The following is an 18,110-nucleotide window of genomic DNA, read 5'->3' as shown; positions in this document are numbered from 1 at the left end:
CTTTGCAAGAGACTCACCCCACAAACGAAAAAGCCCCGTCGCGAGACAGGGCTTTTCCAGCGTTCGCGCGATTACTCGGCGACAACGCTCACGTAACGACGACCGAAGGCGCCTTTAACTTCGAACTTGATCTTACCCGCGATCTTGGCGAACAGGGTGTGATCTTTACCCATGCCAACGCCGTAGCCAGCGTGGAATTGGGTGCCGCGCTGACGCACGATGATGTTGCCAGGGATGATAGCCTGGCCGCCATACATCTTCACGCCAAGGCGTTTGGCTTCTGAGTCGCGACCGTTACGGGTACTACCACCAGCTTTTTTGTGTGCCATGGTTCAAATTCTCCAGAAATGGATTCAGGCGATTAAGCCGAAATACCGGTGATCTTGATTTCGGTGAACCACTGGCGGTGGCCCATACGCTTCATGTGGTGCTTACGGCGGCGGAACTTGATGATGCGCACTTTGTCGTGACGACCTTGGGAGATCACTTCAGCAACAACCTTGGCACCAGCAACGACTGGAGCGCCGATGTTCACGTCGTCGCCATTGGCAACCAACAGAACGCGGTCGAAAGTCACGGATTCGCCAGTGGCGATTTCCAGTTTTTCGATTTTCAGGTATTCACCTTCGGCGACTTTGTACTGCTTGCCACCGGTAACAATTACTGCGTACATGGGTATTTCTCCGATAATCCTGCTCACCCAGCTCTTTATAGGAAGAGTATTGGCTGGCATGGCTGCATAGGGCTGGAACGGCCCAGTGCAATTGCGTAAGGCAGGTGCTGCCCAGGAAGTTCAGGGTGCGCGATTGTACGCAAGCCCCGCTTTGCTTGCAAGTCCCACCCCCGGCCCGCGGGCAGCGCGCCTTGACACGCCGGGACCCGCGACCTAGCATGCCGCGCAACCTTTATGGAGCACCTGTGGCCGATGCAACCCCAAGCTTTCTACCGTGCGGTAGCGGACGACTTCAGCGCCGTTGACGAGATTATCAAGAAACAGCTGACTTCGCGTGTACCGCTGGTATCGAAAATCGGCGACTACATTACCTCGGCCGGCGGCAAGCGCCTGCGCCCGCTGCTGGTGCTGCTGTGCGGCAAGGCCCTGGGCCGCGAAGGCGACGACCTGCGCCTGCTGGCCGCCACCATCGAGTTCCTGCACACCGCCACCCTGCTGCATGACGACGTCGTCGACATGTCCGGCATGCGCCGTGGCCGCTCCACCGCCAACGCCCTGTGGGGCAACGCGCCGAGCGTGCTGGTCGGTGACTTCCTGTACTCGCGCTCGTTCGAGATGATGGTCGAACTGGGCTCGATGCCGGTCATGCAGATCCTCTCCAAGGCCACCCGGGTCATTGCCGAAGGCGAAGTCCTGCAGTTGTCCAAAGTGCGCGACGCCAGCACCACCGAAGAAGTCTACATGGACGTCATCCGCGGCAAGACCGCGATGCTGTTCGAGGCCTCGACCCACAGCGCCGCAGCCCTGGCCCAGGCCACCCAGGAGCAGAGCGAAGCCCTGCGCACCTTCGGCGACCACCTGGGCGTGGCCTTCCAGCTGGTCGACGACCTGCTCGACTACAAGGGCGATGCGCAAACCCTGGGCAAGAACGTCGGTGACGACCTGGCCGAAGGCAAGCCGACCCTGCCGCTGATCTACACCATGCGCGAAGGCACTGCCGAACAGGCTGCGCTGGTCCGCCAGGCCATCCAGAAGGGCGGCATCGAAGACCTCGAGAGCATCCGCGCGGCCGTTGAAGCCTCGGGCTCGCTGGACTACACCGCCAAGCTGGCCCGCGACTACGTGGCCCGCGCCATCGCCTGCCTGGACGTGCTGCCGGCCAGCGAATACCGCGATGCACTGGTCGAACTCAGCGAATTCGCCGTCGCCCGCACACACTGATTGCCCCTGCCCGGCCCATCGTTCGATGGGCCCGATTAGCCTCTGACTGACAAAACCCTATACAATGTAGGTTTTGTACCTGTACGTCTTGAGGAACCTTAGTGAGCACTTTGCCACCCTGCCCCAAATGCAACTCCGAATACACCTACGAAGACGGCGCCCAGCTGATCTGCCCCGAGTGCGCCCACGAGTGGTCGGCTGCCGGTGAAGCCGAAGCGGCCAGCGACGAAGCGGTGAAAAAGGATGCAGTGGGCAACGTCCTGCAGGACGGCGACACCATCACCGTGATCAAGGACCTCAAGGTCAAGGGCACCTCGCTGGTGGTCAAGGTCGGCACCAAGGTCAAGAACATCCGCCTGTGCGATGGCGACCACGACATCGACTGCAAGATCGACGGCATCGGCCCGATGAAGCTGAAATCGGAATTCGTCCGCAAGGTCTGATTCTGCCGGGTTTCGGGGTCGCGCTGCGGCCTCGACAACCCACCGGCGGGAAAAAACCGCCAATAGGCACTTGCTATTTTGATAATAAGAATTATTCTCATTGAACGCTTTCAAGGAGAATAGCCATGACTTATCTGATAGACGCCTGGCTTGACCGCCCCCATCCTTACCTGCGCATCCTGCACCGGGAAACCGGCGAGGTGTGTGCCGTGCTTGAAGAAGAAGCACTGGACGAACTGCGCGACCAGGGCGACCTGGATCTCAATGGTTTGAATTCAAGTGAGCCGAGTGTGCTCAAGGAGCTGGTGAGGAACCTGTTCCTGTTTTGCTATGCCCGGGCGTTGCGCCCTGGCGGTGGAACCGATTGGAACTGAACAGCATCGCGGGGCAAGCCCGCTCCTACCCGAATTGTGTAGGAGCGGGCTTGCCCCGCGATCGGTCTTACAGAACGTCCAGCAGCTCGACGTCGAACAACAGCACGCTGTGCGGCGGGATGCTGCCAACGCCCTGAGCGCCGTAAGCCAGCTCGCTCGGCACGTACAGGCGCCATTTGCTACCGGCGTTCATCAGTTGCAGGGCTTCGGTCCAGCCGGCGATCACGCCGCTGACCGGGAACTCTGCTGGCTGGCCGCGCTCGTAGGAGCTGTCGAACACGGTGCCGTCGATCAGGGTGCCGTGGTAGTGGGTACGCACGCTGTCGTCGCGGCTTGGCTTGGCGCCTTCGCCAGCAGTCAGTACTTCGAACTGCAGGCCCGAAGCCAGGGTGGTGATGCCGTCACGCTTGGCGTTTTCAGCCAGGAAAGCCTTGCCTTCGCCAGCGGCAGCTTCGGCCTTGGCCGCAGCTTCGGCTTGCATGATTTCGCGGATAACCTTGAAGCTGGCCGACAGGTCGGCTTCGCTGACGCGGCTGTCCTGGCCGTTGAAGGCGTCGGTCAGGCCGGCCAGGATGGCGTCCAGGTTCACACCTGGTGGCGGGTTGTCACGCAGTTGGCCACCCAGCTGACGGCCGATGCCGTAGCTGACGCGAGTTTCGTCGGTAGACAGGTTGAGTTCGGACATTTGCTTGCTCCGCTGCAGGGCGCACGACAGCCGCGCCCTTTATGAAAAGGGCGAGCAGCCTAGCACACTGCGCTTGCGCAGATCAGCTACCAGGCCGAACGTCGTGGCATCGGGATTTTCAGGTCGCCGTCACCGGCGTCGTCACCACCGCACATCTCGTCGTCCATCGACCAGTGCACCAGGTGCAGCGGTACAGCGGGCAGGCCGTCAATCAATCGCTGCGCGTCGACCACTGAATGCACTTGCAGCCGCCGTCCACGCTTATCTGCCAAGGGATGTGCACGGCCTTTGACCCGGGCTTCGATAATGAAGTCCCCGCCCTCGATGGCGATCAGGTTTAGTTCATCGACATGACCGGCCCTGGCCTCGGTGTTCAGTTGTTGAAGGTTCATCGCGATACCTCGTTACTGGAACTTCGAGTGACCGTTCATTTTTTGTACAGCGGCAGGCAAAGCACAAGGCAAAAACGCAACCGCCCGTCCGTTTTGCAACGGACGGGCGGTTATTTAACTGGCACAACGCCTGATCAGTGCTTGGTGACCTTGTCCAGGTAACCCATGGCAAAGGCCGAGACCACGAAGGTCATGTGAATGATCACGTACCACATCAGGTACTGGGGTTCGATGTTGCGCGCGTCCATGAACACCCGCAGCAGGTGGATCGAGGAAATCGCCACGATCGAGGCTGCGACTTTCATCTTCAGCGAAGACGAGTCCATCTTGCCCAGCCAGCTGAGTTTTTCCTTGTCTTCGTCGATATCCAGCTGCGAGACGAAGTTCTCGTAACCGGAAATCATCACCATCACCAGCAGGCCGCCGACCAGGGCCATGTCGATCAGCGACAGCAGCACCAGGATCAGGTCGGCTTCAGCCAGGGCGAAGACGTTGGGCAGGACGTGGAAGATCTCCTGGAAGAACTTCAGTGCCAGCGCCAACAGGCCCAACGACAGACCAAAGTAGATGGGCGCGAGCAGCCAGCGCGAGGCATACATCGCATTTTCGATAATACGTTCCATTGAAAACTCGTCAGGTTGGCAAAAAAGCGAGCGCGAGTATAACAGCCACCCATGACAGAAAAAGCCCGTGGCACGCTGCCACAGGCGCGGCGCAGGCGTCTCAGGTTTCCGGATGGAACTGGAAGTCGCCGACGTGATGCACGCGTTCGCCGTTGATCCGGCGCAGTTGCGCTTGCAGGTGCACGCACCAGATCTGCGGATCGTCAGCCAGTTGGTAACCGTGCAGGGTCAGGCTGTCGACAATGGCGTTGAGCACCGATTCGGCCACGAATGGCCCGTGAAACGGCCCCTGGGCCTTGATCGCAGAGGGCTGCTCGCCAGCCATGCCGGCGGCAAACAGCAGGGTCCACATGCCGTTGTCACCGGCCAATGGGCGGATGCTGCACTCAATGCGGGTCACCAGGCCCAGGCATTGACGGGTGAGGCTGAGGCTGCGCGGCATGGCGGAGGTCCTCGGTAAACCCTTGTTCAGCCTTCAGGTGAAGGCTGTCTCTTCCTGTACCTACGACTGTCCCTGAACTGAAGAATAGAAGAATTCCGCCCATGCGTGGAAAAACCGGCGCCGAATGGTCATGCTCCATTTAGCGCCGTTTTTTTGACTCGTACCACTCAGATCAGGACGGTTTGACCTGGGCCAGGGCCTGTTCGGCGTGCTCCTTTTCTGCCTCCTTGAGGTCTTCTTCGCTGATCATCTCGGCAATTACCCGCAGGCGCTCGACGACCCGGGCGTTGACGCTGCCTTCCGGGAACTGGCCTTCTTCGTCCGGCTCACCGGCAGGTTCACCGACCAAAAGGCTCAGGGCCTCGTCGGCCTGGCTTACGGCGTAGACGTGGAACATGCCGGCGCGTACCGCCTGCAGCACCCGCTCGTCGAGCATCAGCGTGGCAACGTTGGCACGCGGGATGATCGCGCCCTGCTCGCCAGTCAGGCCACGGGCTTCACAAAGGCGGAAGAAGCCCTCGATCTTCTCGTTGACCCCACCGACCGCCTGCACTTCACCGAACTGGTTGATCGAGCCGGTGATGGCGAAGCACTGCTTGAGCGGGGTTTTCGACAAGGCCGAGATCAGCGTGCAGGCCTCGCCCAGCGAGGCGCTGTCGCCGTCGACATAACCGTAGGACTGCTCCAGGGCGATACTCGCGGAGATCGCCAGGGGGAATTCCTGGGCATAACGGCTGCCCAGATAACCGGTGAGGATCATCACCCCCTTGGAGTGGATCGGCTGGCCGAGGTTGACCTCGCGCTCGATGTCGACGATACCGCTGCCGCCGGGGTAGACCGTGGCGGAGATCCGCGCCGGCACCCCGAAGGCTGAATCGCCGACTTCCAGTACGGTCAGGCCGTTGCACTTGCCCACCGCGGCGCCGTCGGTATCGATGAGGATGATGCCGGCCAGCATGTCGTCGAGAATCCGCGCCGACACACGGCCGGTGCGCGTGGCCTTGGCCTTGAGCGCACGTTCGATGTGCCCGGCGTCGGTCATTTCGTCATTGGCCAGGTGGCGGATAAAGTCTGCCTCGCTGACCAGCTGGAACAAATCACCAATACGCGCCGACAAACGCCCCTGGTGCTCGGCCAGGCGCGCGCTGTAGGTCGCCAGGCGCGCCACCGCGTCGGCGCTCAGCGGCGCCATGCCCTCCTCGCTGGTGCGGGTCTTGAGCAACTGGGCGAACTGCTCCAGGCTCTCGTCGACCATGGGGATGTCTTCGTCGAAGTCGACCAGCACCCGGAACATCTCCTGGAAGTCCGGATCGTGATCCTGCAGGGCGTAGTACAGCTGGCGCGCACCGATGATCACCACCTTGATGTTCAGCGGGATCATCTGCGGGTTGAGGGTCACGGTGGCCAGGCGGCCGAACTCGCCCAACGGCGATTCCATCTTCAGCTTGCGCGACTGCAGGGCGCGCTTGAGCGCGTCCCAGACAAACGGCTCGCTGAGCATCTTCTCGGCTTCCAGAATCAGGAAGCCGCCGTTGGCCCGGTGCAGGGCCCCTGGGCGCAGTTGCCGATAGGTGGTGTACAACGCGCCCTGGTCGGTGCTGTATTCGATACGGCCGAACAGGTTGTCGTAGGTCGGGTGCGGCTCGAACACCACCGGCGCCCCGCCGCTGGCGTGATGGCCGACCACCAGGCTCGGTGCGTACTGCTCTTCGAGCAGCTTGCGCGCCTGGGCGTCGGTCTTGCTGTCATCAACCAGTTGCTCGACCACTGTGCGCAGCAGGTAGACCTGCATGGCTTGCAGGTAGGCACAGACGGCGGCGTTCTCGGCGTACTTTTCAGACAGCGGCGCCAGCAATGGCTGCAAGGCCAGGGTGATGGTTTCTTCGTTAAGTTGACGCAGCTGGTTGCTCGATTCGCGCTTCCATTGCGGCAGGCTCGCCAGTTCTTCGTTGAGGCGTTCTTCCAGCGCGGCGATATCGTCGTGGAAACGCTCGCGCTCGGCTTCCGGCAGCTGCGCAAATTCCGCTTCGTCCAGCGCCTTGCCGTCGGCCATCGGGGTGAAGGCAACGTTGCTGCTGTCGCGGTACAGGGCCACGTCCTTTTCCAGCGAGGCGCGCTCGATCACATCCAGGGCACGGTCGTATCGCTGGTTGAAGGCGCGGTCGATGGCGCTTTTTTTCTGCTGGTAGGACGGGTGCTCGAACACTGCCGGAAAGGTTGCCAGCAGGTTGTCGATCAGGCCACCGATGTCGCTGATGAACGCCCCGGCGCTGCCCGGTGGCAACTCCAGCGCGCGCGGCTCGCGTGGCTCGTCGTAGTTGTTGACATAGACCCAGTCCGACGGCGTTTGCAGGCGCTTGCCTTCGGCCTTGAGGTAGCGTTTGACGAACGAGAAACGGCCAGTGCCGGGCTCGCCCATGACGAAGACGTTATACCCGGGACGCGGCATGGCGACGCCGAACTGCAAGGCTTCGACTGCACGCTCCTGGCCAAGCACACCGCGAAAAGGCTCCAGATCATTGGTGGTGGAAAAAGCGAACTGTTCAGCGGAAAACGGCCGGGTCAGGGCTTCGGGCGCAAGACGCAGGCTCGCAGCGACAGGATCGGGCATCGGGCTTCCTTACTTCGGCGGGGCGGATGTCAGCATTCTGGCGCCGTGCGCGTGCACGTTGCAAGGCTCATCGCTGCTAATTGTCGCAGGGGCGAAAAGCCGATCTACGTCAATATTTTCAGGCAATCTTTCGCAATAAATCACGGAACCCTTAGATCGTGCCTAAACTCCAAACTGCGCGGCTGGGTAAATAACCGACCCGCCCTGGCAACTGGTCCTACAGATATGCCAGACAACCCTGACCTTTGGTATGTAATTCTAGAAAGAGAACAATGCTATGAAACGGATTCTTCTGGGTACTCTGTTCACCGCGGTCTCCCTCAATGCCATGGCCCAGGCCCCTGGCGGACCGGATTGCGGCTGGGGCAACATGCTGTTCGAGGGCCAACGCGGCACACCGGCCCACTTCCTTGCATCCACCACCAACGGCACCTCCGGCAACGCCACTTTCGGCATGACCTCGGGCACCAACGGCTGCTCGACCAACGCTGCGCTGACCTATGGCGGTAAATCATGGTTCGCCATGAACGGCATGATGAACGAACTCTCCGAAGACATGGCCAAGGGTCAAGGTGAAGCACTGACCACCTATGCCGTGGTGCTCGGTGTCGCACCGGAAGATCGCGCGCACTTCGCCGCGGTTACCCATCAACACTTCCAGGACATCTTCAAGACCGCCGATGTCACGGCTGAAGATGTACACAGCAACACCCTCGCGGTACTGAAAAGCGATCCACGTCTGGCCAAGTACGTCACCCAGGCTTAAGCTCGGCCCACCCGCCCCTTCACCGGGGCGGGTTGTTGTCCGCCTCTATCGGCATCATTCAGACTTAGTTGCCCGACATGCTCAAACGCCTTGCCTACCTGGCGCTCTGTGCCTGCGCCCCGCTGCATGCTGCCCCTTCATTCGATGAAGCACGCCTTAAGCAACTGGCGGCCGACCGCTACTGGATCGCCCTCGGCCATTACGAGACGGCCAAGCTGGGCGGCTGGCGCAGTTACGTCGATGACCAACGCTTCTTTCTTGCCGAAGACGGCGCCCATCACCCCGACCAAGAGCTGCGCGCCACCGTCAAGGCGCTGTACGCACCGGCGAGCCTGGGCGACAAACATGCCCAGTGCGTGTTCCCGGCACGTACCCGCTGGCTGCGCGAGCAGTTGCAACTGAACGACCTGCCGAGCCCGGACTGCAAGGACTACACCCAGTGGTTCAAGGACGTCTCGCCGCACAGTGCGGTGATGATCTTCCCGGCCGCCTACCTCAACAGCCCCTCGTCGATGTTCGGCCATACCCTGCTACGCATCGACCAGGCCGACGTGCAGAGCAACGAAACCGCCCTGCTCAGCTACGCGATCAACTTCGGCGCCTATATCGAAGGCAGCGACAACAGCATCCTCTATGCCTGGAAGGGCCTGATGGGCGGCTACCCGGGCCTGTTCGCCCTGGTGCCCTACCAGGAGAAACTCTCCGAGTACCGTAGCCTGGAAAACCGCGACCTGTGGGAATACCGGCTGAACCTGACCCCGGAAGAAACCGGGCGCATGGTCGAGCACGTCTGGGAACTCAAGCAGATCCAGTTCGACTACTTCTTCTTCGACGAAAACTGCTCCTACCGCCTGCTCGAACTGCTGCAGGTGGCGCGTCCGAGCCTGGACCTGACCTCGCAGTTCCCGCTGACCGCGATCCCCACCGACACGGTCAAGGCGGTCAAGCAGGCCGGCCTGGTCGAGCGTATCGACTACCGGCCGTCGCGCGAGCGCGAACTGCTGGAGCGCGCCAAGCCGCTGGAGGCCGAGGAACAGCAACAGGTGCTGGCCGTCGGTGCCGACACCGCGCAGCTACAGAGCCCCGCGTTCACCGCCCTGCCCCGCGAGCGCCAGGCCCTGGTGCAGGACGCCGCCTACCGCCTGGAGCGTTACCGCGCCAACGGTCAGGAGCGCGACCCGGCGCGGACCAAGCGCAGCTTCGAGCTGCTACGGGCAATCAACCGCAACCCGCCGCCGGAGCTTGAGATCGAGCGCCCCGGCTTGCCTGAGGACGGCCACCAGTCACGTACCTGGCAATTGGGCCTGGGCAGCCGCGATGATCGCGCCTACGCCGAATATGGCCTGCGCATGGCCTATCACGACCTCAACGACAACGCCTACGGCTTCCCCCTCGGCGCACAGATCGAGATCCTCCAGCTCAAGCTGCGCCAGTACGAAGGCAACGACTGGCAGGTGCAGCGCCTGGACCTGGCGACCATCCGCTCGCTGACCCCGCGCAACGCCCTGCTGCAACCCTGGTCCTGGCAGGTCGCCGGGGGGCTTGAGCGAGTGCTGGGCAAGCACGGCGACGAGGTGCTGGTCAGCCACGTCAACGGCGGCGCCGGCGCTACCTGGCAGTTGGCCGATGACGTACTGGGCTTTGCCCTGGGCACGGTGCGCGTCGAGCACAACAATGACTTCGCCGGCTTCATTGCGCCGGCTGCAGGCTTCAATACCGGGATGCTGTGGCGCAACCCGCTGGGCAACCTGAGCGTCGAGGCCAAGGCCGACTACTTCACCAATGGCGAGGTGCGCCGTAGCCTGAGTCTGAATCAGCAGTGGGAGCTGTCCCGCGATCTGGGTGTACGTTTGAGTGCCAGCCGCGACTTCAGCAAGCTTGCGTCAGCGCAGAACGAGGTGATGCTGGAGCTCAAGTGGTATCACTATTAGCAAGGCCCCAATACCTTGATCACATCCTTTTGACACGCCGCCGACAATTGCCCGCCTAGACTTTCCCTGGCAAGCGGAGAGTCTGAACATGCGGCGGTACTGGCTGGTAATGGTGGTAATGGGTGTGCTCACAGGTTGCCAGACAACCCATGAGCAATTGATCAATCAAGGTTACCCACCGGCCTATGCCGATGGCTTCCAGGACGGTTGCAGCAGCGGTCGCCAGGCCGCCGGGGTGATGGCCGGGGACTTTCGCAAAGACGTGCCGCGCTACCTGCACAACCGCCAGTACGAGTCCGGCTGGGACGACGGCTTTCGCCAGTGCCACGCCATGCAGGAGAACCAGGACCTGCAGGAGTATCGCGCCCGTCACTGGGATGAGCGCGATGAGCAGTGGCAGGAAGAAAAGGATCGCGACGCCGCGCGCGCCTATCGACACAAATAGGCCACAAGCACCCGAAGTCGTCGCCGTCGAACCCGAGGCTTAAACCACCCCCTGGGCCAGCATGGCATCGGCAACCTTGACGAAGCCGGCGATGTTGGCGCCTTTGACGTAGTTGATGCGGCCGTTCTCTTCGCCGTAGTGCACGCAGGCGTGGTGGATCGACTGCATGATGTTGTGCAGCTTGCTGTCCACTTCACCGGCGGTCCACAGCAGGCGCATGGCGTTCTGCGACATCTCCAGGCCACTGACGGCCACACCGCCGGCGTTGGAGGCCTTGCCCGGGGCGAAGAGAATGCCGGCCTCGATGAAGATATCCACAGCCTCGAGGGTGGTCGGCATGTTGGCGCCTTCGGCCACGCAGAGGCAGCCGTTGCGCAGCAGGGTGCGGGCGTCTTCGGCGTCCAGTTCGTTCTGCGTCGCGCATGGCAGGGCAATGTCGCAGGCTAGGTTCCAGGGGCGCTGGCCCTTGCGGAACTCCAGGCCGAAACGTTCGGCCAGCTCGCTGATACGGCCGCGCTTGACGTTTTTCAGCTCCATCAGCGCATCCCACTGCTCGTCGCTCATGCCGGCTTCGCAGTACAGGGTGCCTTCGGAGTCGGACAGCGAGATCACCTTACCGCCCAGGTCCATGACCTTGCGCGCCGCATACTGGGCAACGTTGCCGGAGCCGGAGATGGCCACCCGGCGACCGTCGATGCGCAGGTCCTGGCGCTTGAGCATTTCTTCGGCGAAGTACACGCAGCCGTAGCCGGTGGCTTCCGGGCGGATCAGGCTGCCGCCGTAAGTCATGCCTTTGCCGGTCAGCACCGAGGTGAACTGGTTGGCCAGGCGCTTGTACTGGCCGAACAGGAAGCCGATCTCGCGGGCGCCAACGCCGATATCGCCGGCCGGCACATCGAGGTCGGCACCGATGTGGCGGTACAGCTCGCTCATGAATGCCTGGCAGAAGCGCATGACTTCGGCATCGCTCTTGCCCTTCGGATCGAAGTCCGAGCCGCCCTTGCCGCCGCCCATGGGCAGCGAGGTCAGGGAGTTCTTGAATACCTGTTCGAAGGCCAGGAATTTGAGCACGCCAAGGTTCACCGAGCGGTGGAAGCGCAGGCCGCCCTTGTACGGGCCGATGGCACTGCTCATCTGGATGCGGTAGCCGCGGTTGACCTGGACCTTGCCCTGGTCATCGACCCACGACACGCGAAACAGGATCGCCCGCTCAGGCTCGACCATACGCTCGAGGATACCGGCCTGCAGGTAGTGTGGATTGGCTTCGAGGAACGGCCAGAGGCTGCGCAGCACCTCTTCGACCGCCTGATGGAATTCAGGCTGGGCCGGGTCGCGTTGCTTGAGGCGGGCGAGGAAATCTTCGACAGATTCGATCATGTAGACATTCACCAGATGGAGTTGGACTTATGTTTTTTCCTCGACTTTACCAAGAAGCCACGGCACCGCAACAGGGCGCAATGTCGTTTTTATGAAATTAAATGGTGCATTTGTATAAGTGTATACATGTTAAGCCGTATCGCGGGGCAAGCCCGCTCCTACAGGGCAGGGGTAAATTTCGGGCAAAAAAAACGGGACCCGAAGGCCCCGTTTCAGTGCAAACCCCTGAGGGTCATGCCAGTTTTTTGTGCCGTACGCGGTGCGGCTGGGCAGCCGCTTCGCCCAGGCGTTTCTTGCGATCGGCTTCGTACTCGGTGTAGTTGCCTTCGAAGAACACCGCCTGCGAATCGTCTTCGTAGGCCAGGATGTGGGTCGCCACACGGTCCAGGAACCAGCGATCGTGAGAAATCACGATAGCGGCGCCCGGGAAGTCCAGCAGGGCTTCCTCCAGCGAACGCAGGGTTTCGACGTCGAGGTCGTTGGACGGTTCGTCGAGCAGCAGGACGTTGGCGCCCTCTTTCAGGGTCAGGGCCAGGTGCAGACGGCCGCGCTCACCACCGGAGAGGTCCTTGACGAACTTCTGCTGGTCGCCGCCCTTGAAGTTGAAACGGCCAACGTAGGTGCGCGACGGAATCTCGTAGGTGCCGATGCGCAGCTGGTCGGAGCCGTCGGAGATCTGCTGGAACACGGTCTTGTTGCCGTCAAGGTCTTCGCGGCTCTGGTCGACGCAGGCCAGTTGCACGGTTTCACCGATCTCGATGCTGCCCGAGTCCGGTTGTTCCTTGCCCATCAGCATGCGGAACAGAGTCGATTTACCGGCACCGTTACCGCCGATCACGCCGACGATCGCGCCTTTTGGCATGGAGAACGACAGGTTGTCGATCAGCACGCGATCGCCATAGCCCTTGCTGACGTTCTTGAACTCGATCACCTTGTCACCCAGGCGCGGACCGGCCGGGATGTAGATCTCGTTGGTCTCGCTGCGCTTCTGGAATTCCTGCGACTGCATTTCTTCGAAGCGTTGCAGGCGGGCCTTGGACTTGGACTGACGTGCCTTGGCGCCTTTGCGCACCCACTCCAGTTCTTCCTTCATGGCCTTTTCATGGGCCGACTGCTGCTTGGATTCCTGGGCCAGACGATCGGACTTGGCTTCCAGCCAACCCGAATAGTTGCCTTCATACGGAATACCGGCGCCGCGGTCGAGCTCGAGGATCCAGCCGGCAACGTTGTCGAGGAAGTACCGGTCGTGGGTAATCGCGACCACGGTGCCCGGGAAGTCGTGAAGGAAGTGTTCCAGCCAGGCGACGGAATCGGCGTCCAGGTGGTTGGTCGGTTCGTCGAGCAGGAGCATGTCGGGGGCCGACAGCAGCAGGCGGCACAGGGCCACACGGCGCTTCTCACCACCGGACAGGTGCTCGACCTTGGCTTCCCACGCTGGCAGGCGCAGGGCGTCGGCGGCCACTTCCAGCTGGCGCTCGAGGTTGTGACCGTCGCTGGCCTGGAGGATGGCTTCGAGTTTGGCCTGTTCGGCGGCCAGCTTGTCGAAGTCGGCATCCGGCTCGGCGTAGGCGGCGTAGACCTCGTCCAGGCGGGCCTGGGCGTCCTTGATCACGCTGACCGCTTCCTCGACCACTTCACGCACGGTCTTGGACGGGTCCAGCTGTGGCTCCTGTGGCAGGTAGCCGATGTTCAGGTCCGGCATCGGACGGGCTTCGCCGTCGAACTCGGTATCGACACCCGCCATGATTTTCAGCAGGGTGGATTTACCCGAGCCGTTGAGGCCGAGCACGCCGATCTTGGCGCCGGGGAAGAAGGACAGCGAAATGTTCTTGAGGATTTCCCGCTTCGGCGGGACAACCTTGCCCAGCCGATGCATGGTATAGACGTATTGAGCCATGGAAAAACCTAGCGTCAGAGACGAAAAAATAGAAACGAAACAGATGAAGGGCGCCGTGGCGCCCAGGAAAGGGCCAAAGCTACCGTAATGCGCCGGGTTGGGCAAACCGCCGACGAACAGGGCTGGCACTTTGCCACGTTTGCGGGCATGCTAGCCGCCCTTCGGGCGTCCGGCTTATAGTGCGCAACCGGAGCCGTCGCCAGGAACGCGGCACTTGCCAACCAGCAGCTCTAAACCTGCCATCCAGCCATACCGCAGGATCAACGTTTGACCAATCTCACTCAGCCGTCATCCCTGCGCAAGCCGGCCACTGCGTCAGGCTCGCCGCTGCGCGGCTCATTGAAAGGCGCGCTGGCCCTGTTGGTGCTGTTGCTGCTAGGCCTGCTGCTGTGGCAGTTGATCGCCCAGTTCCGTCATACCCAGGCTGACCAGTACCAGCACAGCCTGAACGCCAGCGCCGAGCTCGCCGACCACATGAGCCTGAACATGGCGCTCAAGGCCCAGGTGGCGCTCAACCAGATCCAGCCCTACCGCTCATCGCCTGCCCCTGAGCAACTGGCGCAGGTCATCGCGCAACTGCGCCAGCAGCAGCCCAAGCTGCTCAGCGTCGCCTGGATTGGTGCCGATGGCAGCCTGCAGGCCGACAGCCTGAAGGATACACCCGATTACCAGGCACTGGACGAACTGCTGCGGCTCAACCAGGGCCGCGACTTCTATTACAGCAACAGTGCCGACAACCAACAGGTCTACCTGTTGCTGCGCCAGCCGGGCGAGGCGCCCAGCGGCTACTGGTTCCTGCGCCTGGCCCCGGGTTACTACAGCGACCTGACCAACCACCTGGACCGCCCCAATCACCCGTTGTGGCTGCTGGAAAACAGCCGCACCGGCGAGATCATCAACCGCCACCAGCCGACCCCCGGCAGCGACGAGCCGCTGCAAAGCGTGATGCTGGCGTTCCTCGACAACAGTACCTGGCAACTGCGCGGCCTGTTCGATGCCGGCCTTGCCCGCCAGCAACTGCTGCCGGCGCTGATCGGCAAATGCATGCTGGGGCTGTTCTGCGCGCTGATCCCGCTGCTGGCGCTGATCAACATGCGCCGCCGCCATCGCCTGCTGCAGGAAAGCCGCCGACGTTATCACGATATCTTCGAAGGCACCGGGGTCGCCCTGTGCGTGCTCGACCTCTCGGGCCTGCCCGGCCAGCTCGAGCGCTATCGCCTGCGCAGCCGCCCGGCGCTGGAACAGCGCCTGGCCTTCGACCAGCCATTGCGGCGGATTTTGCTCCAGGAGCTGAAAGTCACCGAGGTCAACCAGGTGGCCTTGCAACTGCTGGGCGTCAACTGTTGCGACAGTGCCTGGCAACGCCTGGTCGAAGGCTCGCAGACCGGTAACGAAGGCATCGGCATCCAGCTCCTCGGGGCGATCCTCGACAACCAGCAGCAGCTGGAGCTGGAAGTGCGCCTGCCGGTGCCCGGTGGCGACGACCTGCACCTGTGGCTGATGGTGCGTTTCCCGCAGCAGCGCCGCGATTACCAGGCAGTGATCCTCAGCATCAGCGACATCACCAGCCGCAAGCAGGTCGAGCTGTCGTTGCTCGAGCGCGAAAGCTTCTGGTCGGATGTGGTGCGCACCGTGCCCGACCAGTTGTACGTCCAGGACGTGCATAGCCAGCTGATGATCTTCAGCAACCGCAACCTCGGCCAGACCCTGGGTTACAGCCGCACCGAGCTTGCGCAGATGGGCGACCATTTCTGGGAGGTGCTGCTGCACCCGGACGACGCCCAGCTCTATCACCAGTTGCGCCAGCAGCAACGCGATTCGGGCTACGTCGAGCAACTGCATTGCCAGCTGCGCTTCCGTCACCACGACCAGCGCTGGCTGCGTTTCGACATCCGCGAGCAGGCCCTGACCCGCGACAGCGCAGGTTGCGTGACGCGGATCATCGGCGTCGGCAAGGACGTTACCGAGCAGATCGAGGCCAGCGAGTCTCTGCGCGACAGCGAACAGCGCTACCGCATGCTCGCCGAAAGTATCAGCGACGTGATCTTCTCCACCGACAGCCAGTTGCAACTGAACTACGTCAGCCCGTCGATCCAGGCGGTGCTGGGCTTTGAAGTGGAGTGGATTTTCGAGAACGGCTGGCACTCGACCATCGCCAACCCGGCCCAGCTCACCGGTATCTACAGCCTGGTCGAGCGGGTCAACAAGGCCCTGGGCGACCCCGAACAGATGGAACTGCTGCGCACCCAGTTGCCGACTCAGCTGTTCCTGTTCGATTGCCTGCGCGCCGACGGCCGCAAGATCCCGATCGAGCTGCGCCTGGTGCTGGTCTGGGATGACCAGGAGCGCTTCGAGGGCATCCTTGGCGTGGGCCGCGACATCAGCCAGCAGCGCCGCGCCGAGAAAGACCTGCGCATGGCCGCCACGGTGTTCGAGCACTCGACCTCGGCGATCCTCATTACCGACCCGGCCGGCTACATCGTCCAGGCCAACGAAGCCTTCAGCCGCGTCAGCGGCTATGCCGTGGCCGACGTGCTGGACCAGTTGCCGAGCCTGCTGACCGTCGATGAGCACCAGGATGCACACCTGCGCTACGTGCTCAAACAGCTGCACCAGCGCGGCACCTGGGAAGGTGAAGTGTGGCTCAAGCGCCGCAGCGGCGAACATTACCCGGCCTGGGTCGGCATTACCGCGGTGCTCGACGATGAAGGCGACCTGGCCAGCTACGTGTGCTTCTTTACCGACATCAGCGAGCGCAAGGCCAGCGAACAGCGCATCCATCGCCTGGCCTACTACGACGCCCTGACCCACTTGCCCAACCGCACCCTGTTCCAGGACCGCCTGCACACTGCCCTGCAGCAAGCCGAGCGACAAAAGGCCTGGGTGGTGCTGATGTTCCTCGACCTCGACCGCTTCAAGCCGATCAACGACTCCCTCGGCCATGCCGCGGGCGACCGCATGCTCAAGGACATGGCCGAGCGCCTGCTCGACTGCGTCGATGACGACGACACCGTGGCGCGCATGGGCGGCGACGAGTTCACCTTGCTGCTGCAACCGCGCGCCACCCGCGAAATGGCCCTGAACCGGGCCATTCACGTGGCCGAGCAGATCCTTGGCAGCCTGGTGCGGCCATTCGTGCTGGAGAACCGCGAGTTCTTCGTCACCGCCAGTATCGGCATCGCCCTGAGCCCGCAGGACGGCAGCGAACTCAGCCAGTTGATGAAGAACGCCGACACCGCCATGTACCACGCCAAGGAGCGCGGCAAGAACAACTTCCAGTTCTACCAGGCCGACATGAACGCCAGTGCCCTGGAGCGACTGGAGCTGGAAAGCGACCTGCGCCATGCCCTGGAGCAGAACGAATTCATCCTCTATTACCAGCCGCAGTTCAGCGGCGACGGCAAGCGCCTGACCGGTGCCGAGGCGTTGCTGCGCTGGCGTCATCCGCGGCGCGGGCTGGTACCGCCGGGGGATTTCATCCCGGTGATCGAGGAGCTGGGCCTGGTGGTCGATGTCGGCGACTGGGTACTCAAGGAAGCCAGCCGCCAGCTCAAGGCCTGGCACCAGGCCAAGGTGCGGGTGCCAAAGGTGTCGGTGAACATTTCGGCGCGGCAATTCTCCGACGGTCAACTGGGCGAGCGCATCGCCACCATCCTCAAGGAAACCGGCCTGCCGCCGGCATGCCTGGAGCTGGAGCTGACCGAAAGTATCCTGATGCGCGAGGTCAACGAGGCCATGGTGATCCTCGACAGCCTGAAGAACCTCGGCCTGAGCATCGCCGTTGACGACTTCGGCACCGGCTATTCGTCGCTCAACTACCTCAAGCAGTTCCCCATCGACGTGCTGAAGATCGACCGCACCTTCGTCGACGGCCTGCCTGAGGGCGAGCAGGATGCACAGATCGCCCGGGCGATCATCGCCATGGCCCACAGCCTGAACCTGGCGGTGATCGCCGAGGGCGTCGAGACCCACGAACAGCTGGAGTTCCTGCGTGAACACGGCTGTGACGAAGTGCAGGGCTACCTGTTCGGGCGACCGATGCCGGCGCATCAGTTCGAGGCGCAGTTCAGCAACGAAACCCTGTTCATGTTCGAATAGCCCCATCGCGGGTCTGTGGGAGCGGGCTTGACCCGCGATGAATTCACCACCGATCCCTGAATGAGCCCCACTTGTCTGCGACATGATGCCCTTTCATATGCCAGACAAAAGCTGATGAGGTAGAATGCCCGC

General features: G+C 62.3%; 16 protein-coding genes. 7 read left to right on the top strand and 9 right to left on the bottom strand.

Features of this window, described 5'->3' with window-relative positions; all coding sequences use genetic code 11:
• Nucleotides 1–71 precede the first annotated feature (71 nt).
• Together rpmA and rplU are read right to left on the bottom strand one after the other, a co-directional pair.
• The gene (gene rpmA, locus LOY54_RS03605) at nt 72–329 is read right to left on the bottom strand and encodes a 50S ribosomal protein L27 (RefSeq protein ID WP_010225698.1); all 258 of its coding nucleotides are present in this window, start codon (nt 327–329) and stop codon (nt 72–74) included.
• 32 nt (nt 330–361) lie between these two features.
• Nucleotides 362–673 carry a 50S ribosomal protein L21 gene (gene rplU, locus LOY54_RS03600; RefSeq protein WP_010225695.1) on the bottom strand — a complete coding sequence of 104 codons (312 nt, stop codon included), beginning with the start codon at nt 671–673 and terminating at the stop codon, nt 362–364.
• A gap of 252 nt (nt 674–925) precedes the next feature.
• Between rplU and LOY54_RS03595 the strand changes: the two genes are divergently transcribed.
• From LOY54_RS03595 to LOY54_RS03585, 3 genes are all read left to right on the top strand, one after another.
• Nucleotides 926–1,894 (top strand): polyprenyl synthetase family protein, encoded by a 969-nt coding sequence (locus tag LOY54_RS03595; protein ID WP_258609320.1) that lies wholly within the window; start codon nt 926–928, stop codon nt 1,892–1,894.
• A gap of 101 nt (nt 1,895–1,995) precedes the next feature.
• Entirely contained in the window at nt 1,996–2,337 is a 342-nt protein-coding gene (locus LOY54_RS03590; RefSeq protein ID WP_045195941.1) for a zinc ribbon domain-containing protein YjdM, read from the top strand.
• Between the two features lie 125 nt (nt 2,338–2,462).
• Nucleotides 2,463–2,711 (top strand): hypothetical protein, encoded by a 249-nt coding sequence (locus LOY54_RS03585; RefSeq protein ID WP_038997219.1) that lies wholly within the window; start codon nt 2,463–2,465, stop codon nt 2,709–2,711.
• A gap of 67 nt (nt 2,712–2,778) precedes the next feature.
• Here LOY54_RS03585 and LOY54_RS03580 read toward each other — a convergent pair whose 3' ends face one another.
• From LOY54_RS03580 to LOY54_RS03560, 5 genes are all read right to left on the bottom strand, one after another.
• Nucleotides 2,779–3,396, bottom strand: coding sequence for an FKBP-type peptidyl-prolyl cis-trans isomerase (locus LOY54_RS03580; RefSeq protein WP_258609318.1), 618 nt, complete (start codon nt 3,394–3,396; stop codon nt 2,779–2,781).
• Between the two features lie 86 nt (nt 3,397–3,482).
• Nucleotides 3,483–3,788, bottom strand: a complete 306-nt coding sequence (locus LOY54_RS03575; RefSeq protein ID WP_258609316.1) for a DUF6482 family protein — start codon at nt 3,786–3,788, stop codon at nt 3,483–3,485.
• A 134-nt stretch (nt 3,789–3,922) separates the two neighbouring features.
• Entirely contained in the window at nt 3,923–4,411 is a 489-nt protein-coding gene (locus LOY54_RS03570; RefSeq protein ID WP_010226381.1) for a TIGR00645 family protein, read from the bottom strand.
• Between the two features lie 100 nt (nt 4,412–4,511).
• Nucleotides 4,512–4,853, bottom strand: a complete 342-nt coding sequence (locus LOY54_RS03565) for a hypothetical protein (RefSeq protein WP_010226382.1) — start codon at nt 4,851–4,853, stop codon at nt 4,512–4,514.
• Between the two features lie 172 nt (nt 4,854–5,025).
• On the bottom strand, nt 5,026–7,464 hold the full coding sequence (locus LOY54_RS03560) for a Lon protease family protein (protein WP_045195935.1): 2,439 nt from the start codon (nt 7,462–7,464) through the stop codon (nt 5,026–5,028).
• A gap of 277 nt (nt 7,465–7,741) precedes the next feature.
• Here LOY54_RS03560 and LOY54_RS03555 point away from each other — a divergent pair, with 277 nt between their 5' ends.
• The 3 genes from LOY54_RS03555 (at nt 7,742) to LOY54_RS03545 (ending at nt 10,606) form a co-directional block, all read left to right on the top strand.
• Entirely contained in the window at nt 7,742–8,230 is a 489-nt protein-coding gene (locus tag LOY54_RS03555) for a DUF3015 domain-containing protein (RefSeq protein ID WP_093387889.1), read from the top strand.
• A 77-nt stretch (nt 8,231–8,307) separates the two neighbouring features.
• Complete coding sequence (locus LOY54_RS03550) at nt 8,308–10,161, top strand: DUF4105 domain-containing protein (RefSeq protein WP_258609314.1); 1,854 nt, start codon at nt 8,308–8,310, stop codon at nt 10,159–10,161.
• A gap of 88 nt (nt 10,162–10,249) precedes the next feature.
• Nucleotides 10,250–10,606, top strand: a complete 357-nt coding sequence (locus tag LOY54_RS03545; RefSeq protein WP_045195929.1) for a lipoprotein — start codon at nt 10,250–10,252, stop codon at nt 10,604–10,606.
• Nucleotides 10,607–10,645: 39 nt separating this feature from the next.
• On the opposite strand, the gene gdhA is transcribed toward LOY54_RS03545, so the two are convergent.
• Together gdhA and ettA are read right to left on the bottom strand one after the other, a co-directional pair.
• A complete protein-coding gene (gene gdhA / locus LOY54_RS03540; protein ID WP_045196574.1) occupies nt 10,646–11,983 on the bottom strand; it encodes an NADP-specific glutamate dehydrogenase in 1,338 nt (445 codons plus the stop codon).
• 232 nt (nt 11,984–12,215) lie between these two features.
• Nucleotides 12,216–13,880, bottom strand: a complete 1,665-nt coding sequence (gene ettA, locus LOY54_RS03535) for an energy-dependent translational throttle protein EttA (RefSeq protein ID WP_045195926.1) — start codon at nt 13,878–13,880, stop codon at nt 12,216–12,218.
• A 267-nt stretch (nt 13,881–14,147) separates the two neighbouring features.
• Here ettA and LOY54_RS03530 point away from each other — a divergent pair, with 267 nt between their 5' ends.
• The gene (locus LOY54_RS03530) at nt 14,148–17,978 is read left to right on the top strand and encodes an EAL domain-containing protein (protein ID WP_093387881.1); all 3,831 of its coding nucleotides are present in this window, start codon (nt 14,148–14,150) and stop codon (nt 17,976–17,978) included.
• Nucleotides 17,979–18,110: the final 132 nt, after the last annotated feature.

The sequence above is a fragment of the Pseudomonas sp. B21-032 genome (assembly GCF_024748965.1).
In the GTDB taxonomy this organism is placed as follows: domain Bacteria; phylum Pseudomonadota; class Gammaproteobacteria; order Pseudomonadales; family Pseudomonadaceae; genus Aquipseudomonas.
This window is presented reverse-complemented; position numbering and strand designations above follow the sequence as displayed.